Origin of the sequence: Chryseobacterium sp. G0162 (genome assembly GCF_003815715.1) — a bacterium.
Taxonomy (GTDB): Bacteria; Bacteroidota; Bacteroidia; order Flavobacteriales; family Weeksellaceae; genus Chryseobacterium.
This window is the reverse complement of the sequence record NZ_CP033922.1, coordinates 3,727,675-3,752,266: the sequence shown is the minus strand read 5'-3', so window position 1 is coordinate 3,752,266 and position 24,592 is coordinate 3,727,675. Positions and strand designations below refer to the sequence as shown.

The following is a 24,592-nucleotide window of genomic DNA, read 5'->3' as shown; positions in this document are numbered from 1 at the left end:
ATTGATATGAGAAAAACTCAGATTACGATAGATGTAGAGCTTGATGAAAACCACATCCCTGAAAATATTACATGGAATGCCCAGGACGGAGGTGTTGAAAAGGAGGAAACAAAAGCTACCATGATCTCTGTATGGGACGATAAAGCAATGGAAGCGCTAAGAATTGATCTTTGGACAAAAGAAATGCCTGTAGATCAAATGAAGATGTTTATCCACCAGATTTTAGTTTCTTTAGGAAGTACTTATCAGAGAGCAACTGGTGAAGAGGATGTAGCACAGTGGATGGAAGAAATTGCAGAAGAGTTTGCAGTGAAATCTGCTATAAAGTAAAAACAATTTGGAAATGAAGTTATTTGAGAATTTGAAAATAAAAGGACTGGTATTTGTAACAAGATCAGTTTAATTTTCAAATTACCGCATTTTCAAATTATCAAATTATATAAATATGAATTTTAATACCAAAGTAATTCACGGAGGGCAGCATCATGAGTCTGCAACGGGATCTGTAAACGTTCCTGTATTTTTAACCTCTACGTTTGCACAGAAAAGCCCTGGAGTACATTCAGGATACGAATATTCAAGAGCAGCTAACCCTACAAGACAGGCGTTAGAAGATTCTTTAGCCAGTATTGAAAATGGAGCAAGAGGCTTAGCTTTCGGTTCTGGTCTTGCTGCTATCGACTGCGTTTTGAAGTTATTAAATCCTGGTGATGAGGTAATCGCGGTAGATGATCTTTATGGAGGAACCTACAGAATGTTTACCAGACTTTTTGAAAAATATCAGCTGAAGTTCACGTTTGTGAATTTTGATGATGTTTCTAAAATTGCAGATGTAATTACAGATAAAACCAAACTAATCTGGGTAGAAACTCCAACGAACCCATTGATGAAACTGGTAGATATCAAAGCTGTAGTAGACATTGCTAAAGGAAAAGATATCTTAGTTGCTGTAGACAATACTTTTGCAACGCCTTATATTCAAAGACCAATTGACCTGGGAGCTGATATCGTGATGCACTCTGCTACCAAATATTTAGGGGGACACTCTGACGTAATTGCTGGTGCTCTTATTGCTAAAGATGCGGAATTGGGTGAAAAACTTCACTTTATTCAATTTGCAAGTGGTGGTATTTTAGGTCCTCACGATTCTTACCTTGTTTTAAGAGGAATCAAAACACTAGCATTGAGAATGCAAAGACATTCTGACAATGGTCTTGCAGTAGCAAAATATCTTGAAACTCATCCGGCAGTGGATAAAGTAATTTATCCAGGATTAGAATCTCACCCTCAATATGAGCTGGCAAAATCTCAAATGAAGGAATCTGGAGGAATGGTTTCATTCACTTTCAAATCCGGTAAAAAAGAAGATGCCATCAAGTTTCTTGAAAAAGTAAAAGTATTTACATTAGCTGAATCTTTAGGAGGTGTGGAATCTTTAGCAAACCATCCTGCTTTAATGACTCACGCTTCTATCCCGGCAGAAAAACGTGCAGAATTGGGAATCACTGATGATCTGGTACGTTTAAGCGTTGGTATTGAAGATGCGGATGATCTTATTGCAGATTTGGAAAGAGCATTTTCTTAAGACATTAAAATAAATAAAATGAGAAGGATTTAATATCTTTCTCATTTTTATTACCATCACCCAATACCTATGAAAAATACGAGAAAAGCAGTCATTGCAGATTTACCTCAATTAGCTGAATCGTTCGATCAATACAGAATATTCTATCACAAATCATCCGATATTCCTGCTGCTTCAGATTTTCTTCAGGAAAGAATTGAAAATAAAGACTCTGAAATTTTTGTTGCAGAAGAAAACAAAACTCTTACTGGTTTTGTACAATTATACCCTATATTTTCTTCCACCAGAATGCAGCGTTATTGGCTGCTGAATGATCTATACGTCAATGCTAACCATAGAGGAAAAGGCTACTCTAAAGAGCTTATTGAAAAAGCAAAAGAACTCTGCAAAGCTTCAAACGCCTGTGGAATCTTACTTGAAACAGGAAAAAGTAATGATGTAGGTAATCAATTGTATCCTGCCTGTGGTTTTGAGTTGTATGACTCCGTCAATTTTTACGAGTGGATAAATAAATAATATAACAATGTATCAGTTTAGCAGCTTACCAATGATTGCTACATTGTTAGACTGCTAAATTGTCAAATTCTAAAACTATGACAGATTTTCAAAAATACATTCAAAGATACTTAGACCAGATTCCATCAGAGAATTGGTTGGCTGAATTAAAAATATCAGAAGACAAAACAGTAGGAATTTATTCTAATCTTACTGAAGAGCAATCAAAATTTGCCTACGCTGAAGGTAAATGGACATTGAAAGCATTACTCCTTCACTTATCCGATACTGAAAGAGTTTTTCAATACAGAATACTAGCTTTTGCCAGAGGTGATAAAAACAATCTTCCGGGGTTTGATGAAAATGAATACGCAGATCAGTCTTTCGCCAGTGAAAGATCATTAGAATCTTTAGTGGAAGAGTATAAACTGGTAAGGAAATCTACTCAGATTCTATTGGAGACGATGAATCCAGCAGCTTTACAATATACAGGTATTGCCAATGGTAACGAAATCTCAGTGGAGACCATAGCGAAACTGATTATTGGGCATAATTATCACCACCTGAATATTATTGAGGAGAGATATTTATCTAAATTGGGATGGATGTGATGAAATAGTAAGTTTTGGCTAAAGCCAATTGAATGTATTATTTATTGTTAAACGGGCTAAAGCCCGTTTCTATTGAATCTGATACAATGTCGTAAGATAATTTTGAACGCTATAATCGAGATTTATTTTCATTCCTAGATAATAAATAACATATTTACAATTCTACATACATAAAACATCAATAGGCACGGGCTTTAGCCCGTCTTTTAATTTTATTCCAAATCCATTGGCTTTAGCCAAAACTTAATTTAAAAAACATTATTTTTGATAAAACAACACAAATGCCCTTTATCAAAATTTATGTTCACCTTGTTTTCTCAACAAGAAACAGAACGCCCCATCTCAATACATTCGATCTAAGAATAAAAGTGTGGAAGCACATCAAAGAATATGCAACAGAAAAAGGAATTTTCTTAGATATGATCAATGGATATTCAGATCATTGCCATTGCCTGGTTTCCTTAGGATCCCATCAGAATATAGAAAAAATTGTACAATTATTGAAGGGAGAGTCATCTTATTGGATCAATAAACATCAACTTACCAAAGATAAATTTTCCTGGCAGGATGAATACTTTGCTGTTTCTGTTTCCGAAACTAAATTAGATGTTGTAAGGAATTATATTAAGAATCAGGAAAAGCATCATCAGAAAAAGAGTTTCACAGAGGAATATCGGGAATTTATTGAAAAATATAATTTTAATGTGTAAATTGAATGCTTTATTTATTATTAAACGGGTTAAAGCCCGTTTCTATTGAGTCTGATACAATGTCGTAAGATAATTTTGAACGCTATAATCGAGATTTATTTTCATTCCTAGATAATGAATAACATATTTACAATTCTACATACATAAAACATCAATAGAGACGGGCTTTAGCCCGTCTTTTAATTTTATTCCAAATCCATTGGCTTTAGCCAAAACCTAAAAACATACCAATGCCACCATCCTTTTTATCCTCAATTTTTTGTACAAAATTCATATATTCTCTACCTTTATCCACTGTTTTGAATGTAATAAAAATATGGAACCTATTATTGAAATATTAAAATCCGGCGGAACGATTCTATACCCTACTGATACCATTTGGGGAATTGGTTGTGATGCCACCAATATAGAAGCTGTCAACAAAATTTTTGACATCAAAAAACGTGAAAAAAACAAGTCTATGATTATTCTGGTAGAATCAGAAAAAAGACTTCAGGATTTGGTGGATGTCCCTGAAATGGCTTGGGAAATTATTGACTTAAGCGAAAAACCGGTAACCATCGTTTATGAAAATCCCAGAGGCTTGCCTAAAGAATTGCTTGCGGAAGATGGCAGCATCGGAATCAGATTGGTGAAGAATGATTTTTGTAAAAAACTAATCACCAAGCTGAATAAGCCTTTGGTTTCTACTTCTGCTAATTTCAGTGGTGATAAAAGTCCATTGAAATTCTCTGATATTTCTCCGGAAATCATCAGTCTTGTAGATTATGCTGTAGAAGAAGACAGAGAGAAAGTTTCAAAATACTCAGGATCTTCTGTAATCAAAATATGGAGTGATAACAGGATAAAAGTTCTTAGAGAGTAAAAATTCTGTATTAATCTGTTTATTTTTTAGAGTCTTGCCTGTTCATATCGGCAGGATTTCTTTTTTTTAATTCTATCTTTGCAAAATCCAACTCGTAAAATACATGTTATGCATCATCAAGAATTCGCTCAAATGTGGATAAATGCTTGGAACTCTCACGATTTAGAGAGTATCCTCACCCACTATTCTGATGATATTGAGATTACCACCCCCATGATTGCTATGGCTACCGGAGGAAAAGAAAGTTCTTTAAATGGAAAAGAAGCCGTTCGTGATTACTGGAGAAAGGCGCTGGATAAGTTTCCGGATCTGCATTTTGATCTGATTCATTCCACAGCAGGGGTAAATTCTGTAGCATTATTTTATAGGTCTATCATGGATAAACATGCTGTAGAAGTAATGTTTTTTAATGAAGAAGGAAAAATAAATAAAATGTACGCTCATTATGATTAATGAGCAGCATTGGTAGAAATTGACGCTATTATAAACGATGAAAATTAATCTTACTCAAAATAAGAATTTAAAACTTTTTAAAATAATTTCTGAGGCTGCAGAAAGGAATAACCAGTCTGTATATATTGTTGGTGGATATGTTCGTGATCTTCTGATGAAGAGAAAAGCATCTACTGATATAGACTTTGTGACGGAACAAAGTGGTATAGAACTGGCACAGAATGTCGCTCAGGATATCGATCCTAAATTAAAGGTTTCCGTATTCAAAACCTATGGAACCGCTATGATCAAATATAAAGATCTTGAGCTGGAATTTGTAGGTGCCCGAAAGGAAAGTTATACGGAGAACAGCCGAAAACCGGAAGTAGAAGGTGGAACTTTGGAAGACGATCAGAAAAGAAGAGATTTCACCATCAATGCAATGGCTATTTCTTTGAATAAAGATAATTTCGGGGAACTTATAGATCCGTTCAATGGAATTGAAGATCTGGAAAAAGAGATTTTAAGAACTCCTTTGGAACCCGCTCAAACGTATTCTGATGATCCTTTGAGAATGATGAGAGCAGTTCGTTTTGCTTCAACTTTAGGCTTCACAATTGAAGAAAATTCTTTAGAAGCCATCAAGCAGGAAGCGGAAAGAATTAAGATTGTTTCTATGGAAAGAATCATGGTGGAATTCAATAAAATCATGTTATCTGAAAAACCTTCTGTAGGATTAAAATTAATGGAGCAAACAGGACTTTTAAAGCTTATTATTCCTGAATTAATTGAACTGAAAGGAGTTGAAGAAGTTGAAGGACAGACTCACAAAGATAACTTCTATCACACTCTTGAAGTAGTGGATAATATTTCTGTGAATACTGATAACCTTTGGCTGCGTTGGGCTGCATTACTTCACGATATAGGAAAAGCACCTACGAAAAAATTTGTTGAAGGTACAGGATGGACATTTCACGGGCATGAATTCTTAGGCTCCAAAATGGTAAAAGCTCTTTTCCAAAGATTAAAACTGCCATTAGGAAGCGATATGAAATATGTTCAGAAGATGGTTAAGCTTTCTTCCAGACCTATCGCCTTGATTACGGACGATGCTTCAGATTCTGCATTAAGAAGGCTTTTATTTGATGCCGGAGAAGACCTTGAAGAACTGTTTACTCTTTGTAAAGCAGACATCACGACCAAAAATTCTAAAAAGCAGGAAAAGTTCAAAAAGAACTTTGAATATGTAGCAGTAAAGATCAAAGAAGTAGAGGAAAAAGATCAGGTAAGAAACTTTCAGCCTCCTATTACCGGAGAAGAGATCATGGAAATGTTTAACCTTCAGCCGGGCCGTGAAATCGGTATTTTAAAGGAAAAAGTTAAAGAAGCAATCCTTGAAGGTGAAATTGCTAATGAAAAGGAAGAAGCAACAAAATTTGTGATTGCCGAAGCTGAAAAGCTGGGATTAAAAATGAATTAATTTTTACTCAATAAAAAAAAGCTGGATTTTGATCCAGCTTTTTTTGTGCTTCAATAAGGTATATACCAAAGCCGGGCGGGTTCTAAAGAACCCGCCCGGAAAAAAACACAAATGATGAAAAAATAAAAAATTATATTATATACGCCGAAGCGTAATTTTTAATTTTTATAGAACCCGTTTGTTCCAACACCTGCTGTAAAGTTTTTCAATAGAGTACCACTTAGTGCATCATAAACATTTACTTTACCATCTTCAGTAAAGCTGGCATCTGATGCAAAAATTCTACCGTCAATTACATCAAAACCATATACATTACCGGATGCTTTAACAATAGGAACTTTAGAAACGAAAGAAGACCCAACAGTCATATTATAAATATTGTTAGAACCTGTAATAAAATAAAACATATTATTATCAGCTCTCAGCTTCTGAACATCAGCAATTCCAGCAAGCGTAGTTGTAGTATAGTTTCCAGTGACTGAATTGATTTTATAAATGTAAGAATCTGTTGTATCAGAAACTAGTACGTAAGCAATTCCTTTGTAAGAAATAAGATCTTTGATAATTCCTTTAGTAGGTAATGTAATGACCTTAGGATTAACCATTGTAGAAGGATTTACAACTGTGATAGTATAACCAGTGGCAAATGAGTTATAGGGTGGATTAGTGTCATATCCAATACCATCTGTCTGCACAATAATATTACCCTCTGCCTCAACTACTTTTTCAGCATAACGCGGAAATCCCATACTGCCAAAAAATGAATTATCTGAAATATTATAGGCATTAAGCTTATTTTTACCAGCAAAATTATTATTTGTTACAAAATATTTATTCCCGGAGAATGCAATATATCTTGGATTATCAAGATTTTCTGTTACTGTAACCTGCTTTTTAAATGTATATCGGTTTACAATATCAATTTTACTGGGACTATTGGCTACAAGATAAGCCTTATCTCCACTGAAGCCTATACTCTGAAGTACTTTCCCGAATGCTTCTCCTCCATTATTGTTAGAGTATATGTTAGTATAAACTGTTCCCAGATTACTAGTAATAAAGGTAACATCAGAAGTAGGTTTTGAGAACCCTCCTTCGTTAGAAACAATAATTCCGTTTTCATAAGCACCTGATGAAGGTTTCTGAATAATTTCTATATCATTATCACTGCTACAAGAAGCATTGAAAAGTAGCATAGACGCAAATGCAAGAGGTAAAATTCTTTTGATATTCATATATATTAAATTTTATTTTTAAAAGTTGATATTTAAATTTACACTGTAATTTCTTCCGGGTAACGGATAAGCAAACATAGTATAATAAGTCTGATTGAAAATATTATTAATCTTAAAGCCCAAAGTATAATTCTTTAAAAACGTAGCCCCAACACCAGCATTCATAACAAAATATTCTTTCAGTGCCTCACTTTTCTTCTCATTGGAATCTGTATAGGTAAGTCCGGTAAACAATCCCTGAGCGTATACTTTTATAAATTCATACTGATAATCAATATTTCCGGTAAACTTATGAAATGGCACATACATCAGCTGTTTCTTCTTTTCAAGATCCTGGGAATTTGTATAGGCATATCCTAAACCTACATTCAGAAAATGTTTTCCAAAGCGTTTAGCAAATTCTGCTTGAGCTTCTACTCCATAAGATCTTACATGCTCAGTATTTACAGGACTATAATATCCAAAGGAAGTAGGAAGCCATCTTATCATATCTCTGATATCCATATAATAAGGAACCAGAGAGAGTTTAAAATCACCAGCTTTAAATTGGTTTCTCAATTCAAACTGATAAGAAGTTTCCGGTTTTAAATTTTCATTTCCACCCGGTCTCCAATACAAATCATTGAAAGAAGGAGCTCTGAAATTCCTTGAAACACTTAATCCCAGATTATACCAATCTAAAGCATTCCATTTTCCTGAAAAAGAAAATAAAAGAGGCGACTTAGTCACTCCAACAAAATCCTGTCTTATTCCTGCTTCAAAACGTAAATCAGTGGTAGGAAAATATCTTATCAATCCAGCAATGGACCCCATATTTCTACTGACATGGTCTATTCCTGAACCATAACCTTCACCTTTATTAAATTGGTATTCTCCAATAATATTGAAGTTCCACTTTGAGGTAAGAAAATAATTGAAATCATTCTTCAGAATATAATTCCTTCCAGTTCCACTACTGAATTTAGGTCTGTCTATATCATTAAAATACTGGAAATTTTCTTCCGTATAAGCTGCTTTAAAAGAGTTATTAAAACGGGTCTTATTCCAATCCCAGGAAATTAGGCTTCTTACATTTTGAGTCTGATATTTTGTTTCCGTTTCTCTGTCAAATAAGATTGGAAAATGCTGTTGACCATTAAACCATTCAGAAATCCATGAAATCTGATGATGTGGAGCGAATTTATAAGCAGCTGAAATATTAAAATTTGTATTGTAATATTCTCCGTTAAGATTTATATAATTCCGGGGTTCTTTATTCACCTCATAAGCATTCTCACTGATAGAATAATTTCCTGAAGCCTTAAAACTGAATTTATCATTGCTGTATGAGCCTTTAACAAAATTATTAAAAGTATTAAAAGATCCTGCTTCAGAAAATAGACTGCCGTGAAAACCTTGATTGAAATTAAGGCTGTTGTCCAGGTGAATACTTCCTCCAATAGCGCCGGAACCATAAGTCACACTTCCTCCCCCTGCTTTTATTCCGATCTGGTCATATCCGAATAGGGAAATATTGTTCACATCTCCTTGCCCTAGAAAATTGGAATTAACATTAATTCCATTCCAAACAAAAGAAGTCTGTTGAGCAGTAGTACCTCTAAATGATGGTGAGGCAGTTCCACCACGTCCGTTTTCTTTAATATAAATGGAAGACTGAAATCTTAATACTTCGGAAAGGTTACTGGAGTTTTTTTCAACATCTTCAGCATGAATTGTTTTCACAGGGTGAAATTGTTTCACCTTGTTCATCTGGCTGTCGAAAATATAAATAGTATCTACAGCTTTCTCCTGTCCGAAAAGAAAACAGCCATAAGATGACAAAAATAGTATTAGAGATCTTTTTATATCCATATCCTTCTACTTTTCCTCCGAAAGCAATATGTTTTTTTGATTAATTTTCTGGCAGGTCTCCTGACTTTCGCTTTCTGTGCCTTCCCGTTTTTATACAGTGGCTATTTACAGAAACTTTTATTGCGATTTACAGTTGCGGGGACAGTTTGGGAGTTTCACCCAATTCCCTTTTCATTCCAATATACTGGAAACCAAAATTTTTGCAAAGATAGCTTTTTAAATGTATTAGGCAAAAAGTGAATTTTATGAAAGAAATACGAAAGCAGAATCGATTGAATCCTGATCTAAAAAAGAATTAATAACCTTCCAGTGTATGTAAAATAAAAAAACATTCCGGAGCGGAATGTTTTTTTTATATGTTATTAAGATTATTGACCTATAACTTCTGTAATTGGATTTCCAACATTTCCACTTGGGAACTGAATTTTCAGTAATGAAGAAACTGTAGGGGCAATATCCGTCATGTGATAAGCCTTATTGCTTTCACCTTGTTTCACTCCCCAACCCATAAAGATTAACGGAATGTGTGAATCATAAGAGTTCCATACACTATGAGTAGTTCCTGTTTTAGAATATGGCGGAAGCATAGAGTCGTGAGAGATCAATTGAATATCCCCACTTCTTTGTCTGTTGATTCCATTGATAATTCTTTGCTTGATGGGCTCAGGAATGCTTGATTCAGACACTCTGTCTACAGAAACTGCATATAAAACAGTAGGATCTTTTTCCAGTTCTTTAATAGCGAAGTTTCTTACATCATCCAATTCAAGTTTGCTGTCTGCCAATACTTTTCTATCGAAATAAATCTGATAATTATCAATAGCGTTGATCAATTTATCAGCTCCGAATTTATCTTTCAGCTTTTGGTTGAGGTTCTTTTCAGCACCTTCTCCAAAGAATCCCGTAGGAATTTTATGTTCTTTTAAAAAACCTACAGAGTGTGCTCCACCATGGTCAGCAGAAAGGAACACCGTGTACTGTCCTTTTCCAACCTTTGAATCCAAATAATTGAAGAATTGTGCTAAATCCTGATCTAATCTGATATAAACATCTTCCACTTCAATTGAGTTTGGCCCAAATTTATGCCCGGCATAGTCCGTAGAAGCCAAATTGATGGCTAAAAAGTCTGTAATATTATCACCTCCCAGTTTTTCTCCCTCTACAGAAGCTTCTGCTAACTTTAATGTCAACGTATTTCCGAAAGGAGTATAACGAATGTTATCTTTTTTGGTTTGATAATCTTTTGCAAGATCATTGTAAGGGAATGTAGGTGTTTTTGCACTACCTAATAATCCTTCCCAAGGAGAATTGTCTGGTGCACTTTCTGTATATTGATTGATCGGGAGCAAAGTATTCCACCCATTAGCTACCAATTTCTCCGGTAAATTCTGAGAATTGAATGATTTTACCCACTGAGGAAGATCATTCATATACCATGTGCTGGTAATAAAGTTTCCTGTACTGTCATCAAACCAGAAAGCTCCGTTTGGTGTATGACCTGCAGGAAGAATAGAAGCTCTGTCTTTTAAAGAAACTCCGACTACTTTCCCTTGGAAATTTGTTGCCAGCCTCAGCTCATCCGTTACTGTAGTTGACCAAAGATTTTTAGGTGAATGGCTTCCTGTTTTGGTATTGGTTGTCCCCACTGGCTGAACGCTGTCATCGGCAGTACAATATACACCTTTACCTGTATCTTTATCTGTCCAGTCATTTCCGGCAATTCCGTGAATCGCAGGTACAGATCCTGTATAAATACAAGTATGTCCTAAAGCAGTAATGGTAGGTACATAAGGAATGTGTACGTTATTTAAAGAATAACCGGTATTCAAAAGTCTTTTGAAACCGTCATTTCCATATTTGTTGTAAAAACGGTATAAATAATCCCAACGCATCTGGTCTACTACAAGACCTACTACTAATTTGGGTCTTTCCAATTGAGAATTTTTGTTCTTCTGTGCATTGATTGTAACTACGGACAAAAAAGTAGCTGCCGCAATTGAAATGTTCCTAAGCATCCAAGTAAAATTTTATTGATCACAAATTTAGGGGTTTTGAATGTTTTAGAACGTGAATTTTTATTTAAATTTGATCTTTATTCAATTATCAACCCGGTTCATCATGATTTTAGGAGTATATTGGTACTTTAAATTCCCTGAAAATTTATATGATTTCAAATTTTTTAAATTTTTCGAGGGATATGGAGGCCATGCAGATAATGCCGCAGAATTGGCTGCAAAAATTCAGGTGGAAAACATCAATGATTTTATCGAAAAACTGGAAAATCTGAGAACCAGGTTTAAAGAAGCATTTTTGTTTCTTAATATCAATGATAATCAGCTTATCATCAGCATTGGAGATCATCAGCTCTTTGATTTTCATTTTCAGTTTGCCCTGGAAGTGGAAGCACTGTTGATTCGTGAAAATGCAGTATTATTAGATGTTAGCATTCCATTTAAAACACAATCTACTAAAGCTTATCATAGTGAAGGAGAAAATTGGGGGCCTAATGAACATCGCTTTCTACAAATTGTAGGTTCAGATTTTAAAAAGAATAATGCGGAAAATCTTTCTATAAGGATTGACTGTAATCTTCCGTTAGCAGATAAAAAATTTTTCATCAATGATCTGGGTTCTATCTGCCGGGAAGAAAATATCAATGTATTTTATTATAAAGATTATGATTTCAGTACTCACTCCAATCTAATGCTCTTCTTTACGAATGGCTGCCAAAGAATAGGTGCTGTTCAATCCATCAATCTTAATTCATTTGGAAATAAAGTAAGACAACTTACTCAAAAATATGCACTTCATTTTGGGCATCTTGAAGGTTTGAAATATTATCCTCAGCATGGTCCTCACATTGAGCTAATCACAGATGAAGAATATATTATAAATAGAAAATAAAACAAAATTGAATTCCAAAACTACACTAAATCTAATAACATGATTAAGTTTAAATATGTCATTTTGTATGTAGAAAATGTAGAATCAGCAATGAATTTCTACCAAAATATTTTCGATGCAAAAATAAAATTCATTACTCCTGAAAAAGATTATGGAGAACTGATTACTGGAGAAACGACTCTTTCTTTTGCTTCTGTTGATTTGGCCAGCTCCAATATTAAAAAGGGATTCCTCCTTTCCAAAACAGAAGTTAAACCTTTTGGGATTGAATTGGGGTTTGTAACTGACGATGTAGAAACCTTAGTGGAAAAAGCTGTAAAAAACGGCGCCATTCTGTATCAAGATATTGCTGTAAAACCTTGGGGACAAAAGACTGCTTACATTAAAGATCCCAACAATTACCTTGTAGAAATCTGTACTGAAATTCAATAAAACATATTCCGTGGAAATTAAAAAACTACAAAAGCTGACTTCCAATCCTGGTTTAGAATGGGGACATAATGGATATTCAACAGATATCATCTACTCTGTTTCTTCAATAGAATTCAGTGGCACCTTTGAATTGACTCTGAGAGAAAAAAAATTATCCTACACTAAAGTATGGGAAACCAATTCTGATGATATCGAAGAACTCAATACGATCATTGAAAAAGATTCATCTTTCGGAGCTTTTGCAGATGGTGAACTTCAGGGCTGGATCATCTGTGAACACAGAACCTGGAACAATAGTTTCTACATCGAGAACATTCTTGTGAATGAAAAATACAGAAGACAGGGATTGGGAATCCTGCTGATTAAAAGCGCAATCAAAGAGGCCAGAAACCTTAACTGCCGGGTTATTGAACTGGAAACACAGAACACAAACTATCCAGCCATACAATTTTATAGAAGAATGGGGTTTAATATCACCGGAGTGAATACAAGATTGTATAATAACTCCGAAGAAATTGCTCTTTTTATGACGTTGGACATAGAATAGCTTGTGAAAATTTTCAGGTTTTGGCTAAAGCCAATACATATTTAAATTTATTTTATTTTCGGCAAAACGATCAAGCTTTCATTTCCGGAAGCGTTTATGGCTTGTATAGCAAAGAAATAATTGTCTTTAGAATAAGGCAACTTGATAACAGTTTCTTTGGTAAATATTTTTTTCTGCCACATAGAAGCATCCGTTTCACGTAACAATACATAATATCCTCCTACCTCTCCTGATTTAGGCTTTTCCCAGGAAAGATCTGTAAAATTGGTAAGTTTACTCACTTCTATTTTTACATTTTCAGGTTTTGAAGGGGATTTTGCAAGATTTGCAAGAACCGCAATATTTACGCTAACATTCTTTTTAAAATACTCAAAATCCATAAATTCCGGTAAATCTCCATACTGCACTCCATTTTCTTTTCTGATATCCTGATGCTGATGGTCGAAATTCTCATTGAATTCCGTAAGCCGTACAGCAGAAAATCCTTTTTCAACAAATGGAGTATGATCTCCACCTCTCAAAAAACGGTCATTCCTGTAAATTAATTTAACCTGAAGATTATCAACATACCGCTCTCCTATTTCTTTAATATATCTTGCCAACTGTCTCGCCTCTCCATCATTTTCCAGTCCGAATTTTCTAATCTCCTGAGCTTTTTTATCCAACTCATATTGAGGCAGACCTTCTGAAAAGACTCTCAGCTGATGGGTATTAATCAAATGAGTATCACTGCTGAGATTATTTGAAATCATGTCATTATTCAACAAACCTTCCAACTGCCAACCTTCATTAGCTGCTTTCTCAGCCAGCATTTTAGAACCCAGCAAGCCTTGTTCTTCTCCAGAAAAAGCGACGAATACAATACTTGCCGGAAATTTAGATTTGCTCAATATTCTGGCACTTTCTATAAGTCCTGCTACTCCACTTCCATCATCATTGGCTCCCGGAGCATTGTCTTTGCTATTCATGACATCACTTACCCTTGAATCCAGATGTCCACTCATCATAAACAATCGTTTATCATTAGGGTTGGTTCCATGAATAATGGCAATAACATTTCCTAAATCAGTAGGACGGTCTATTCTTTTTCCATCTGGTTGGATGGTTTGATTCTGCATAAAGACTTCCATTCTTCCAGCTGCGTTTTTTGCATAGTCATTGAATTTTTTCGACACCCATTTTCTCGCAGCTCCTATTCCTCTTTTGGAATCTGTAGTAGAACTCATGGTATGCCTTGTTCCAAAGTTCACCAAAGAATTGATATGACTTTTCAGAGAATCTGTACTTACCTGTGAAACATAATTGAGGATTTCAGTATCCTGCTGAACCGTTTGTTGAGCGTGAAATACAACAGGAATAAAGAACAAAGTGAATATTATTTTTCTCATAACAGAACAGTCTATTAATCTTTTACAGTTTATTTGTTATTAAATAAAATTACAAAAAAGACAACAAACTTTATTAACAAAATCATTAAATTAAAATTTCAGTATTTTCGCAAAAAGATAACCTTATATCAGATGGATACAAAGAAAAACGTTCTGGAGAAAATGTCTGACCGAGAACTTGAGCAATACATAAAACCTGACAGTAAATTTGTACCTCAAGCGATACAGTACGCTTATGAAATTTTACAATCAAGAGGAAGAACATTTACGAATGAAGAACAGGATCGCATTAACTCTCTTGTTTCTACAGTTGGAAGTAACGAACCCATCATAATACATCCTAATCACACAAAAGCGTCCAATCTTATCTACCTGTCTGGAGCAATAGGAATTGCCGGTTTAATCTGGACATCAGAACAATTAAATTCAGGTTTGGCAATTTTCATTTCTGTCGCGGTAATTGCTTTTGTTTTTGGAACCGGTTATATGATCGGAAAGGGAAACGCAGTAGCAAAATATCTGTTCATCTTTCTTTTTGTGATCGGTATCCTTGGAATACCTGTAATAATAACCCATTTAAGCACCGAGCCTATTCTCGGAATCATCAATATTTTACAACTTATTTTTCAAACATGGGCTGTTGTACTTCTTTTAAAAATTCCTAAAAATAAAAAAGTATAGATATCTCACATGGAAAACCTTCTTACCTATATCCGTTCTCTCACTCCATTTTCAGATGAAAGCTGGACATTACTTCAAGCTGCACTCTCCGAAAAACAATATAAAAAGAATGAACTGATCTTAAAGGAAGGCGAAATATGTCAATCATTATTTTACATTGATAAAGGATATTGTAAGTCTTATTATGAAATCAATGGCGTAACAAAAAACACTGATTTCTTTTTTGAAAATGAAATTGCAACCAATATCAATAGTTTTGGCAGTGGAAAACCTTCTGAATTCAATATGATGGCTTGTGAAGAATTACATGTTGTTATCTTTAATAAAGAAATACTCTTTAAAATTGCAGCACAATACATTGAAATAGAATCTCTGGGGCGTCATTGTATTCGACAAATTGCTTACAAACAGGAAGAGTTCGCCAACCTCTTCAAACTGTATTCAGCGCAGGAAAGACTTGAATATCTTGAAAAAAAACATCCAGAGATATTACAAAGAGTTCCGTTGTCCCAACTGGCTTCATTTCTGGGAGTAGCCAGAGAAACATTAAGCAGGATCAGGAAACGGAGAATTTCTCAATAACCGGAACTCCTGATCAAAAGAATATAAAAAAATTAACACCAATCCAAAATAAAATGAAAACATTGATCTGGCAAGGAATTGCTTTTCAATCCCTGGAATATTTCAGTCTTAAAGAAAATGATAAAGGTTCAATCATAGAATCAAGAATTATTGGTTACTATGAAAGTAAAATGTATACTGTAGATTATCAATTAATCATCGATATTAATTGGAATATCCAGGAATTTATCATCAAATCTGAAGTCAACACGGTTAAAAATGAATTAACCGGTAGAAAATTACAGGACGGATGGGAGATCAACAATGTAATTAATCCCGATTTTAAAGAATTTCCCTTCATTGATATCTCATTAACTCCTTTTACGAATACCTTGCCCATCAACAACCTTACATTGGCTGAAAACGATGCCCGGAAAATCCAGGTCATTTATATTGATGTTCTGAATAACCTGGTAAAACCGGTGACTCAGCAATATACCAGAATTGCTCCCCATACTTATCATTATGACAATCTTCAAAGCGATTTTGAGGCTGACATTTTAGTCGATGATAATGGTTTGGTAGTCAATTATCCTGGATTATTTGAAAAAATTGCTGAATTTTCTTAAACCTCAGCATACCATTACTATGACCATTAATGAAATAAAAGAAGCTGCCATTGCCTGTAAAACATTGAACCAACAGGAACTGAGCGACAAAATAAAAGAATTAAAAGACAATGAAGTTTCATTTCTCGGTTGTTTTGCGTTTACCCAGCATAATCAACAAATTTCCCTTTCAGAATCTATAGAAATGACCTTGAAACTTGATGTATTTACAGAAGAAGAAAAAACTCAAATCAACGGATATCTGAATCTGACTTGGGAAGATTTTAAAGAAGATGAAAACTAATAACTTATAACAAAATGGATAACAGAATTCAGGAAATTAAAGATAAAATAGAAATACCTGCTACAGAATTTTTTACTGGTGGTTTCAGACCTCTTAATGTTTTAGAAGAATCATGGATCGGGCGGGTATTTGCCTATGCTGAAGATGAAGAGATTCCTTTGGATAAAAATGGAGATCCTATGATGCCGCTTATCCAGTTCTATCTTCCCAACCAGCCTTTTGTACCGGAATTGATAAAGGACAAAAAATTAATTACCGTATTTATTTCTCAGGATTTTCCGAGAATGCTTGAAAAAATGGGTGACAATTGGGTAATTCGGGAATATGATGATCTGGAGAATATTGTCATCAAGGATTTGCAAAGTCCGGTTTCTTATTTAAAACCATTTCCACTACGCTCCGAATTATATCCTAAAGATGCCCCTTTATGGGATGGTGGCGGAATTGAAGATATAGATTACAACTTAATCTCTGAAATTGTTAAACTTGAAAGAGAAGGGCATTTCAACAGCTATTTTGACATCATTAAGCACTGTTATAGTACTAAATTGGGTGGTTACCCATCATTCTGTCAGCCCGGCATTGGTTTCAAAGATGGTTTCGGAAAAGGGTTTGAATTTGTTTTTCAGGTGTCTTCAGATAATAAAGCGCATTTGAATGTGATTGACAGTGGAAGCTTTATGTTTGCGAAGAATAAAGAGACTGGGGAGTGGAGCTTGTACTATGATTTTTATTAAAGTATTAAATATAATTTTACACCATTGTCATTCTGACGAAGGAAGAATCTCTTAGCCTATAATTCTTCATTTCAATTCATTACATTCAGAATAACAAAATAAAATGACTTAATTAAATAAAAATAGTTTCGGCGAGGCCTTTGGCCTCGCCGAAACTATTTAAAACATTCATTATGGTTTCCCATAATAAATTTACTAATGAGACTAGTACTTTTGAATTATTAATTTTCAGAGCTATGATTAAGCCAATTCATTTTTTATATTGTTTCATATTAGCAAAAATAATTGGACAAAAACTTTTATTGATCCTTATGTTTATGATAAAAAAGGAAGAGAAAGTTTCTTCAACAAATTCGGTACTAAAAACTGATGAAAATATAAATAAAGATGTATATAAATTTTCAAAACAAAACCCCGCGCCCTTCGGGCGCGGGGTTTTCTATATAAAATTCAGTAGATTAGAATTTAAGATCTCCGTTCACTTCTCTTACTGCATTAGCAGCTTCAGCGAATTTCAATTGCTCTTCAGCAGTCAATGTTACATTTACGATTGATTCTACTCCGTTTGCTCCAATGATTGCCGGAACTCCTAAGCAGATATCGTTTTGACCGTATTCTCCTTCAAGCATTAATGAACAAGGGATCATTTTCTTTTGGTCACATGCAATAGCCTGAACCATTACAGAAACAGCTGCACCTGGTGCATACCAAGCAGAAGTTCCTAATAATTTAGTAAGAGTAGCACCTCCTACTTTCGTTTCTTCGATTACATATTTTTGTTGATCTTCACTTAAGAACTCAGTTACTGGAACTCCATTTCTTGTAGCTTTGCTCAATAATGGTAGCATTCCTGTATCACTGTGAGCAGCGATTACCATACCGTCCACATCAGAAATTGGAGCTTCTAATGCTTCAGCTAATCTGTATTTGAATCTTGCAGAGTCTAATGCACCACCCATTCCGATGATTTTGTGCTTAGGAAGACCTGAAGTTTTGTGTACTAAATAAGCCATAGTATCCATTGGGTTAGAAACCACAATAATGATTACTTCCGGAGAATGTTTTACTAAGTTTTCCGTAACTTCTTTCACGATACCAGCATTGATACCGATCAATTCTTCTCTTGTCATTCCAGGTTTTCTTGGAATCCCTGAAGTGATTACTGCTACATGAGAACCTGCAGTTTTACTGTAATCTCCTGTTGTTCCGGTAATTTTTGTATCGAATCCGTTAAGCGATGCTGTTTGCATCAAATCCATTGCCTTACCTTCAGCAAATCCTTCTTTAATGTCTACCAAAACTACTTCTGAACAGAAGTTCTTCATCGCGATGTATTCCGCACAGCTTGCTCCTACAGCGCCTGCACCTACTACAGTTACTTTCATATTGTTACTTTTTTAATTATTTATTTGTTGAGTTACTATTTAAATTTGAAACTTCCCAAATTTAATAAATCCTGAAAAAATGCGCAATTTTTCAGGAAATTTATTAGAATTAAAAGGAATTAGTTGACGTTCAGTAAAAATGAGTACAGCTTTTTCGCGCCAGATAGCACTTCTCCATACTTTTCCTCTGTCACTTCAGTATCCAAAACCTCCTTAAAGTTCTTCCACATGGGTCCCGTATTTTCCTGATAGCATCCGAAGAAGTTAAAAGTCACCGCATCAAAACCTTCCGTTTTAGAAAGCTGCTTGGCGATTACATTTCCACCCAATGTAGAACCTTCAATCACATACATTGCTCCCAGAGCTTCATGTTCATTCTCAAATTCAAGAGGGTGAGATGCCAACTGATTTTCCAAAGAAAGACTTTCAAGGTCTTTTTCAATAAGAGGAAGCTTTTTTCTATCGGCAAGCTGAAGCTTATCAGCATACTTTTCAGAAAGGCTGTTGAATATTTTATCTTCACTGTGAAGAAGCATCAAGTAATTGGTATGAATGATCTTTTTATAATCTTCTAAAGTAAAGGTTTTATTAAAAATCTTTTCAGAATTAAAAAGTTTTTCGGCTGCGTCGTGATAATCTGCTGTATTTTGTTTAAGATATTCTGATACCATAATTACGTTTTAAAAGTTTCTCAAATGTAAGGCTTTTTAAACGTTAAAATGAATGAAGTTCCTTCTTTATTACTCTCATAATCTATATTTCCACCTATCCTTTTCATAATACGGTGTACAATGGATAACCCTATCCCATTTCCTTTGAATTTCTTGGCATTATCCATTCGATTGAAGATTTTAAACATCTTATGTTTCTCCTCCTCAGGAATACCAATCCCATTGTCTGAAATTCTGTAAACAATAGTTTGTCCGTCTTCCGTTCCTTCAATTTCTACTTTCGGCTGCTCTTTATGAGATGAATATTTGACCGCATTATTGATAATATTCAGAAATACCTGATGAAGTAATGTTTTATCACCCAAAACATCTGGGCACTCTTTAATAATAATTTCACTTCTCGGACTTCCGTAAGTGATCTTGGCATTATCAGAGATCTTTTGAATTGTATTACCGGTTTTCAAGCTTTCCAGTTGTATTTCACTATGCTTGGCCCGGCTGAGTTGCAAGACATCCTGCATCATTTCAGCGATGCTGTCGATCTCGTCAATGATTGTATTAATCTTGGTTTTGCTTTTTTCAGAACCATCGGAAAGATTTCCCAAAAGCATTTGGGCATTCAGTTTCATAACAGTCAAAGGAGTTCCCAAATCGTGAGAAATAGTGTAGGAAAAACTATCGAGTTCTTCATTCACTTTTTTAAGCTCATCATTGAGCCTTTTGATGGCATTATAATTCTTATGAGAAGTTTCTAGAATAAGATCTCTTACAGCCTGTACCGCACTTACATTTCTGGAATTCCATCTTTTGGAATGCCCTTTAATATTTTCAGTAAAAATGCGGAATGAGGTTCTTGGAGAAATCATCTGTCTGTCTTCTCCATTTTGAGAAAACACGCCTATTTTCTTTTCCGGATTTCCTGCCCAGTCAATATGTTCATTAAATTCTTTACGGAACCAGATCAGCATCTCATTTTTATCTCTTTCAATAAAATAAATGATAATTCCGGCTGCATTTTCTGATAATCCCAATTTCTCACCATAGTTTTTAAGAAAGCTGCGGTTAACGTAAATTCTGTCACTCGTATTTTCCAATGCCCAGTGCACAATCCTGCTGATAGAATCCATTGCCGGAATAATCCCTTCAGTGATTATATTTTCATCAGATACAATCGCAAGACCGTCTGCTTCCGGTAGATTCATGATCTCTGCTTTATTCTCCCACAGAGAATCAAATAAATGATTATGTTTTAAAAATTCCGTTTTAAGATCAGAAATTCTTTCATTCAGTTCAAGACGATAATTCAGTTCATTTTTTGATTTAAAAGAAGAATAAGCATTAGATGCCAAGGCCGTAAAAATTCCAGCCTGAACCCGGTCTTCAAGATCAATATGTTTAGGTTTTACATTCTGACAGGTTACCAGCCCCCAAAGGTGATTATCAATAATAATCGATATACTGAAACTGGAAGAAACCCCTGAATTTTTAAGGTATTGCCCATGAATAGGAGACATTGCCCGTGATGCAGAAAAACTAAGATCAATATTTTTATTCGTTGTACTCAAAATCGGGACTGTATCAGCATACACATTACTGAATATTCTTTTTCTCTTTTTAAGATAAAGCTCCCGTGCCTGTTTAGGAATATCTGATTCAGGATAATGAAGTCCGAGAAAACTTTCCATTTCTTCATTTTTCTTCTCTGCAATGACTTTTCCGGAGCCATCCATCATAAACTTATACACCATTGTCCGGTCATAATTCACTACTTTAGAAAGTGTTTCCAAAAGGTGATTCCAAAGTTCCTGTTCATTATCAATAACATAAAAGTTATCATATTTATTGGAAATCCTTTTATCAGGATTAATCAGAACTTCTTCAAATTCCAAGAAGATATGCCCACCACTTCTGAAAACAGAAAAATGGTATTCTTTTTTATCTATAAAGATCTTATCAAAATAGGTTTCATTTTCCCGTCTGGTAAAACGATTCAGTGAAGTGTAAATATCTGACTCTATAATATTCTGAAAACTTTCTGGGAAATCCGTAAGCTTTCTATCAAATAGCTCATTCAAGCTTCCGATTTTAAAAATATCCGATAGATTCTGGCTTAAAAAAGTAATGGAGTGAGATTCTGCATCAATGCCAATCAGATAACCAAAACTTTGTATAGAGCCTGGAATATGGATAGGTTCTTCATGACATTCTATAAAATTCATATCTCTTTTCAGTCTATCTATCAAAGATAGAGCTTTTTTTTAACTGGTTTTGGTGATGTGGTATTTAATTTCCACTTTGATCATGTGGTATCATACAGCAGAAAAACCAGCATTAATCTTCATTAAAAAATTATTGATTTTAACCTGATTTTACTACGATATCTCTAAAATATACGGAAATTTTTCCAATAATAGTGTTTTTAACTATTAAACCATGATTCATAACATGAATTGCTGTTTATCAGCTAAATTAATTATGTTATTTAAACAATTTTAACTAAATTTATATCACCAAATAATGATTACAACCACGAAACAATTGAATTATTCACAATAAATTCAATATAAATTTTAAATTCAAATAATACTATTATGAAAAAGTTCCCATTAATTTTATTTTCTCTTGTCCTTTCAATAGGATTATGGAATCCATCAGAAGCGTGTACCCGCGTGGTGTACAAAGGTCCGGAAAATACAATTCTTACAGCTCGCTCTATGGACTGGCGTGATGAGATTCCCGCTAATCTCTGGGTTTTTCCAAAAGGAATAGACCGCAATGGTCAAACCGGTCCTAAATCTGTAAAATGGACCTCCAAATATGGAAGCATCATTAGTTCTAGTTGGGATATTGCTTCTGCAGACGGAATGAACGAAAAAGGATTGGTAGCCAACATGTTATGGCTAGGGGAATCTCAATATCCAAAATTCGATCCTAAAGGAGGAAAAAAGGGACTTGCCATCTCTTTATGGGCACAATATTATCTTGATAACTTCTCAACGGTAAAAGAAGCCGTAGAGTTTTCAAAAAAAGAACCCTTCGTTGTAGTAAGTGATTATATTCCGGGAACCGAAAGATTTACAACCATTCACCTTTCTATTTCTGATGCTACAGGAGATAACGCCGTATTTGAATATATTAATGGAAAACTGGTTATTCACCATGATCCTTCTTACACGGTAATGACCAACTCTCCTATTTTTGAAGAGCAGCTTGCACTTAACAATTACTGGAAAGGAATTCCGGGAACAGTAATGCTTCCGGGAACCAATCGCGCTGCCGATCGTTTTGTAAGAGCTTCTTATTACATTAACGCAATTCCAAAAACGACTGATCCCCGTACTGCTGTAGCCAGCGTATTCGGTGTCATCAGAAACTGTTCCGTACCGTACGGGATCACTTCACCTACAGAGCCTAATATTTCTTCTACAAGATGGCGTTCTGTTTCGGACCAAAAGAACCTGGTGTATTATTTTGAAACCGTTTTTACCCCCAACACATTCTGGGTAGATCTTAAAGATTTTGACCTAAGCGCAAAAGGAAAAGTGATGAAACTGGACCTGAGCAACTATCAGACCTACAACGGTAAATCAAATACCAATTTCAAAGAAACTCCATCTTTCAAATTCTTAGGCTTAGAATAACAATTCAGGTTTAAAAATAAAGATTTAGTCTTAAGTGTTTCTTTGAGGAGCAGCTTTTTAGAAACACTTAGGATTCTGTAAATTGTGAATGATTACATTCAGGATGAGATATAAAATCATTTCCTTCCTCTGAAGAAGTATACATCGGAGATGTAACGGAAGGAGTTAAGCAACAAAAGTTTTTATCATTTATGCGCACGCTCAGTGCATGACCTCAACTTTTCAAGGATAGAGACAGGAACTTTCATGCTTACATAAAATTTCAAAAAAGCAAAAATTAAACAAATAGATATGGCCTTTTTTTCATTAAAAAAGAGAAGCTTGATCCTGTGCATACTCATGGGCTGGTTTTCAGCAAATGCACAAATACAAGACTCTCTACAGACCACCCCCCAACCACAAGAAGAAGATCATGTAAAATATCCTCAGCTTCAGATCAAAGGACTTTTTCAGGCACGTTATCTGGTAGGAATGAGCAAGGATGTTGACGTCAACGGACTTCATCATTCTGACGGATCAGGAACCAGCAATAATTTCATGCTGAAATACATGAGGATTCAGGTACGGGCACAAATCAGTAAGCGTACTGAAGTTGTTGCATTGGCCAACCTTGCCGACTTTAAAAACGATCCTAAAAGCAGAGTTCTTGAAAATGCTTATCTGAAATATACCTTCAGTCCCAAGTTGGCATTCACTGTGGGCCAGTTCAGACCCTGGTTTGGTATTGAGGAGACTTATCCTATCGATATTATTAAATCCCTGGACTGGTCTAATCAGTATTCCGAATTTGGGAAACTGGGCTGGACGAGTTTCCAGATAGGGCTTTCTGCCACAGGACAAGTACAATTAGGAGAAATTCCACTCCAATATGCTGTGTCTGTAGTGAATGGAAACGGGAAAAACCAAATCAATGATAATGACAATGGGAAACAATATTCTACCCGTTTACTTTTCGGATTATCCAAGAAATACAATTTCAATGTGGGCTTAAATGGAGGAATTGGCGAAGTTTTCAGCAAAAAAGTATATGCTGTAGGCGTCGACCTCAGCTCAATGATTCATTTTGATCCCAAATGGAGTCTTGATATGCAACTGGAAGCTAAACAGGCGACCAACCATGTTCTGTACAATTCTATTGCTCCTGAAGTCAGACCAGATAATCCAGATCAATACCTTGTTCGAGGAGTTTATTTCCTTCCGAATCTGAGATACGAGATTAACCATAAAAACCTGAGCGCTTTTGAATTATCTTGCCGATACGAATACCTGGACACCAATTTCAGAATGGCATCCAACCCCAGACAGACCATTACACCAATGGTAGGACTGGAATTTCTGAAAAACTATGGTGCCAGAATTCAGCTAGGCGTACAGTTCGATCGCTATAAATATCAGGTAGAAAATACCAGCCAATACAACAACAATCTATTCATAGTGCAAGTACAAAGTAGATTTTAACGGATTAAATA

25 protein-coding genes and 1 riboswitch are annotated in these 24,592 nt (G+C 35.0%); of the genes, 18 read left to right on the top strand and 7 right to left on the bottom strand.

Annotated features, from left to right (window positions below; genetic code table 11):
- Positions 1–6 precede the first annotated feature (6 nt).
- From gldC to EG344_RS16965, 8 genes are all read left to right on the top strand, one after another.
- Positions 7–330 (top strand): gliding motility protein GldC, encoded by a 324-nt coding sequence (gene gldC, locus EG344_RS17000; protein ID WP_123857252.1) that lies wholly within the window; start codon positions 7–9, stop codon positions 328–330.
- A 115-nt stretch (positions 331–445) separates the two neighbouring features.
- The gene (locus EG344_RS16995; protein ID WP_123910585.1) at positions 446–1,585 is read left to right on the top strand and encodes a cystathionine gamma-synthase; all 1,140 of its coding nucleotides are present in this window, start codon (positions 446–448) and stop codon (positions 1,583–1,585) included.
- Positions 1,586–1,654: 69 nt separating this feature from the next.
- Positions 1,655–2,101: a GNAT family N-acetyltransferase gene (locus tag EG344_RS16990; RefSeq protein ID WP_123910584.1), complete on the top strand. Its 447-nt coding sequence runs from the start codon at positions 1,655–1,657 to the stop codon at positions 2,099–2,101.
- A 77-nt stretch (positions 2,102–2,178) separates the two neighbouring features.
- Positions 2,179–2,691, top strand: a complete 513-nt coding sequence (locus EG344_RS16985; RefSeq protein ID WP_123910583.1) for a DinB family protein — start codon at positions 2,179–2,181, stop codon at positions 2,689–2,691.
- Between the two features lie 281 nt (positions 2,692–2,972).
- Positions 2,973–3,401, top strand: coding sequence for an IS200/IS605 family transposase (gene tnpA, locus EG344_RS16980; protein ID WP_123910582.1), 429 nt, complete (start codon positions 2,973–2,975; stop codon positions 3,399–3,401).
- A 316-nt stretch (positions 3,402–3,717) separates the two neighbouring features.
- Positions 3,718–4,266 (top strand): L-threonylcarbamoyladenylate synthase, encoded by a 549-nt coding sequence (locus tag EG344_RS16975; RefSeq protein ID WP_123910581.1) that lies wholly within the window; start codon positions 3,718–3,720, stop codon positions 4,264–4,266.
- Between the two features lie 108 nt (positions 4,267–4,374).
- Positions 4,375–4,719: a nuclear transport factor 2 family protein gene (locus EG344_RS16970; protein ID WP_123910580.1), complete on the top strand. Its 345-nt coding sequence runs from the start codon at positions 4,375–4,377 to the stop codon at positions 4,717–4,719.
- A 37-nt stretch (positions 4,720–4,756) separates the two neighbouring features.
- The gene (locus tag EG344_RS16965; RefSeq protein ID WP_123910579.1) at positions 4,757–6,178 is read left to right on the top strand and encodes a CCA tRNA nucleotidyltransferase; all 1,422 of its coding nucleotides are present in this window, start codon (positions 4,757–4,759) and stop codon (positions 6,176–6,178) included.
- 158 nt (positions 6,179–6,336) lie between these two features.
- Here the strand turns inward: EG344_RS16965 and EG344_RS16960 are convergent, their stop codons facing one another.
- The 3 genes from EG344_RS16960 to pafA all read right to left on the bottom strand — a co-directional run bounded on the left by EG344_RS16960 (position 6,337) and on the right by pafA (position 11,279).
- The gene (locus EG344_RS16960; RefSeq protein ID WP_123910578.1) at positions 6,337–7,413 is read right to left on the bottom strand and encodes a hypothetical protein; all 1,077 of its coding nucleotides are present in this window, start codon (positions 7,411–7,413) and stop codon (positions 6,337–6,339) included.
- 18 nt (positions 7,414–7,431) lie between these two features.
- Positions 7,432–9,264, bottom strand: coding sequence for a TonB-dependent receptor plug domain-containing protein (locus EG344_RS16955; RefSeq protein ID WP_123910577.1), 1,833 nt, complete (start codon positions 9,262–9,264; stop codon positions 7,432–7,434).
- Positions 9,265–9,296: 32 nt separating this feature from the next.
- Positions 9,297–9,475, bottom strand: a riboswitch (cobalamin riboswitch).
- Between the two features lie 157 nt (positions 9,476–9,632).
- Positions 9,633–11,279: an alkaline phosphatase PafA gene (gene pafA / locus EG344_RS16950; protein WP_123910576.1), complete on the bottom strand. Its 1,647-nt coding sequence runs from the start codon at positions 11,277–11,279 to the stop codon at positions 9,633–9,635.
- A 103-nt stretch (positions 11,280–11,382) separates the two neighbouring features.
- Here pafA and EG344_RS16945 point away from each other — a divergent pair, with 103 nt between their 5' ends.
- The 3 genes from EG344_RS16945 to EG344_RS16935 are packed head-to-tail and all read left to right on the top strand — an operon-like array spanning position 11,383 to position 13,147.
- Positions 11,383–12,168: a hypothetical protein gene (locus tag EG344_RS16945; RefSeq protein WP_123910575.1), complete on the top strand. Its 786-nt coding sequence runs from the start codon at positions 11,383–11,385 to the stop codon at positions 12,166–12,168.
- Between the two features lie 39 nt (positions 12,169–12,207).
- Positions 12,208–12,600: a VOC family protein gene (locus EG344_RS16940; protein ID WP_123910574.1), complete on the top strand. Its 393-nt coding sequence runs from the start codon at positions 12,208–12,210 to the stop codon at positions 12,598–12,600.
- 10 nt (positions 12,601–12,610) lie between these two features.
- Positions 12,611–13,147 carry a GNAT family N-acetyltransferase gene (locus EG344_RS16935; RefSeq protein ID WP_123910573.1) on the top strand — a complete coding sequence of 179 codons (537 nt, stop codon included), beginning with the start codon at positions 12,611–12,613 and terminating at the stop codon, positions 13,145–13,147.
- 47 nt (positions 13,148–13,194) lie between these two features.
- Here the strand turns inward: EG344_RS16935 and EG344_RS16930 are convergent, their stop codons facing one another.
- A complete protein-coding gene (locus tag EG344_RS16930) occupies positions 13,195–14,535 on the bottom strand; it encodes a M28 family metallopeptidase (protein WP_123910572.1) in 1,341 nt (446 codons plus the stop codon).
- Positions 14,536–14,667: 132 nt separating this feature from the next.
- On the opposite strand from EG344_RS16930, the gene EG344_RS16925 reads away from it, so the two are divergent.
- The 5 genes from EG344_RS16925 to EG344_RS16905 are packed head-to-tail and all read left to right on the top strand — an operon-like array spanning position 14,668 to position 17,426.
- The gene (locus EG344_RS16925) at positions 14,668–15,216 is read left to right on the top strand and encodes a hypothetical protein (RefSeq protein ID WP_123910571.1); all 549 of its coding nucleotides are present in this window, start codon (positions 14,668–14,670) and stop codon (positions 15,214–15,216) included.
- Positions 15,217–15,225: 9 nt separating this feature from the next.
- On the top strand, positions 15,226–15,798 hold the full coding sequence (locus tag EG344_RS16920) for a Crp/Fnr family transcriptional regulator (protein ID WP_123910570.1): 573 nt from the start codon (positions 15,226–15,228) through the stop codon (positions 15,796–15,798).
- A 53-nt stretch (positions 15,799–15,851) separates the two neighbouring features.
- Positions 15,852–16,406, top strand: a complete 555-nt coding sequence (locus EG344_RS16915; RefSeq protein ID WP_123910569.1) for a putative glycolipid-binding domain-containing protein — start codon at positions 15,852–15,854, stop codon at positions 16,404–16,406.
- Entirely contained in the window at positions 16,390–16,689 is a 300-nt protein-coding gene (locus EG344_RS16910; protein WP_123910568.1) for a hypothetical protein, read from the top strand. Before EG344_RS16915 ends, EG344_RS16910 begins: the two co-directional genes overlap by 17 nt.
- A 14-nt stretch (positions 16,690–16,703) precedes the next feature.
- Positions 16,704–17,426, top strand: a complete 723-nt coding sequence (locus tag EG344_RS16905) for a DUF1963 domain-containing protein (RefSeq protein ID WP_123910567.1) — start codon at positions 16,704–16,706, stop codon at positions 17,424–17,426.
- A gap of 458 nt (positions 17,427–17,884) precedes the next feature.
- Here the strand turns inward: EG344_RS16905 and EG344_RS16900 are convergent, their stop codons facing one another.
- The 3 genes from EG344_RS16900 to EG344_RS16890 form a co-directional block, all read right to left on the bottom strand.
- Entirely contained in the window at positions 17,885–18,811 is a 927-nt protein-coding gene (locus EG344_RS16900; protein WP_045500033.1) for a malate dehydrogenase, read from the bottom strand.
- A gap of 119 nt (positions 18,812–18,930) precedes the next feature.
- Positions 18,931–19,482 (bottom strand): biliverdin-producing heme oxygenase, encoded by a 552-nt coding sequence (locus EG344_RS16895; protein WP_123910566.1) that lies wholly within the window; start codon positions 19,480–19,482, stop codon positions 18,931–18,933.
- 20 nt (positions 19,483–19,502) lie between these two features.
- A complete protein-coding gene (locus EG344_RS16890; protein WP_123910565.1) occupies positions 19,503–21,701 on the bottom strand; it encodes an ATP-binding protein in 2,199 nt (732 codons plus the stop codon).
- 372 nt (positions 21,702–22,073) lie between these two features.
- Here EG344_RS16890 and EG344_RS16885 point away from each other — a divergent pair, with 372 nt between their 5' ends.
- On the top strand, positions 22,074–23,123 hold the full coding sequence (locus EG344_RS16885) for a linear amide C-N hydrolase (RefSeq protein ID WP_123910564.1): 1,050 nt from the start codon (positions 22,074–22,076) through the stop codon (positions 23,121–23,123).
- A gap of 339 nt (positions 23,124–23,462) precedes the next feature.
- On the top strand, positions 23,463–24,581 hold the full coding sequence (locus EG344_RS16880) for a porin (protein WP_410493984.1): 1,119 nt from the start codon (positions 23,463–23,465) through the stop codon (positions 24,579–24,581).
- Positions 24,582–24,592 lie beyond the last annotated feature (11 nt).

Coding starts and splice junctions, on each gene's coding strand:
- EG344_RS16965 (WP_123910579.1), top strand. CDS start 4,757: ATGAAAATTAATCTTACTCAAAATAAGAATTTAAAACTTTTTAAAATA.
- EG344_RS16885 (WP_123910564.1), top strand. CDS start 22,074: ATGAAAAAGTTCCCATTAATTTTATTTTCTCTTGTCCTTTCAATAGGA.
- tnpA (WP_123910582.1), top strand. CDS start 2,973: ATGCCCTTTATCAAAATTTATGTTCACCTTGTTTTCTCAACAAGAAAC.
- EG344_RS16990 (WP_123910584.1), top strand. CDS start 1,655: ATGAAAAATACGAGAAAAGCAGTCATTGCAGATTTACCTCAATTAGCT.
- EG344_RS16895 (WP_123910566.1), bottom strand. CDS start 19,482: ATGGTATCAGAATATCTTAAACAAAATACAGCAGATTATCACGACGCA.
- EG344_RS16915 (WP_123910569.1), top strand. CDS start 15,852: ATGAAAACATTGATCTGGCAAGGAATTGCTTTTCAATCCCTGGAATAT.
- EG344_RS16945 (WP_123910575.1), top strand. CDS start 11,383: ATGATTTTAGGAGTATATTGGTACTTTAAATTCCCTGAAAATTTATAT.
- EG344_RS16930 (WP_123910572.1), bottom strand. CDS start 14,535: ATGAGAAAAATAATATTCACTTTGTTCTTTATTCCTGTTGTATTTCAC.
- EG344_RS16960 (WP_123910578.1), bottom strand. CDS start 7,413: ATGAATATCAAAAGAATTTTACCTCTTGCATTTGCGTCTATGCTACTT.
- EG344_RS16985 (WP_123910583.1), top strand. CDS start 2,179: ATGACAGATTTTCAAAAATACATTCAAAGATACTTAGACCAGATTCCA.
- EG344_RS16955 (WP_123910577.1), bottom strand. CDS start 9,264: ATGGATATAAAAAGATCTCTAATACTATTTTTGTCATCTTATGGCTGT.
- EG344_RS16880 (WP_410493984.1), top strand. CDS start 23,463: ATGGGCTGGTTTTCAGCAAATGCACAAATACAAGACTCTCTACAGACC.
- EG344_RS16905 (WP_123910567.1), top strand. CDS start 16,704: ATGGATAACAGAATTCAGGAAATTAAAGATAAAATAGAAATACCTGCT.
- EG344_RS16890 (WP_123910565.1), bottom strand. CDS start 21,701: ATGAATTTTATAGAATGTCATGAAGAACCTATCCATATTCCAGGCTCT.
- EG344_RS16975 (WP_123910581.1), top strand. CDS start 3,718: ATGGAACCTATTATTGAAATATTAAAATCCGGCGGAACGATTCTATAC.
- EG344_RS16970 (WP_123910580.1), top strand. CDS start 4,375: ATGCATCATCAAGAATTCGCTCAAATGTGGATAAATGCTTGGAACTCT.
- EG344_RS16940 (WP_123910574.1), top strand. CDS start 12,208: ATGATTAAGTTTAAATATGTCATTTTGTATGTAGAAAATGTAGAATCA.
- EG344_RS16920 (WP_123910570.1), top strand. CDS start 15,226: ATGGAAAACCTTCTTACCTATATCCGTTCTCTCACTCCATTTTCAGAT.
- EG344_RS16995 (WP_123910585.1), top strand. CDS start 446: ATGAATTTTAATACCAAAGTAATTCACGGAGGGCAGCATCATGAGTCT.
- pafA (WP_123910576.1), bottom strand. CDS start 11,279: ATGCTTAGGAACATTTCAATTGCGGCAGCTACTTTTTTGTCCGTAGTT.
- EG344_RS16925 (WP_123910571.1), top strand. CDS start 14,668: ATGGATACAAAGAAAAACGTTCTGGAGAAAATGTCTGACCGAGAACTT.
- gldC (WP_123857252.1), top strand. CDS start 7: ATGAGAAAAACTCAGATTACGATAGATGTAGAGCTTGATGAAAACCAC.
- EG344_RS16900 (WP_045500033.1), bottom strand. CDS start 18,811: ATGAAAGTAACTGTAGTAGGTGCAGGCGCTGTAGGAGCAAGCTGTGCG.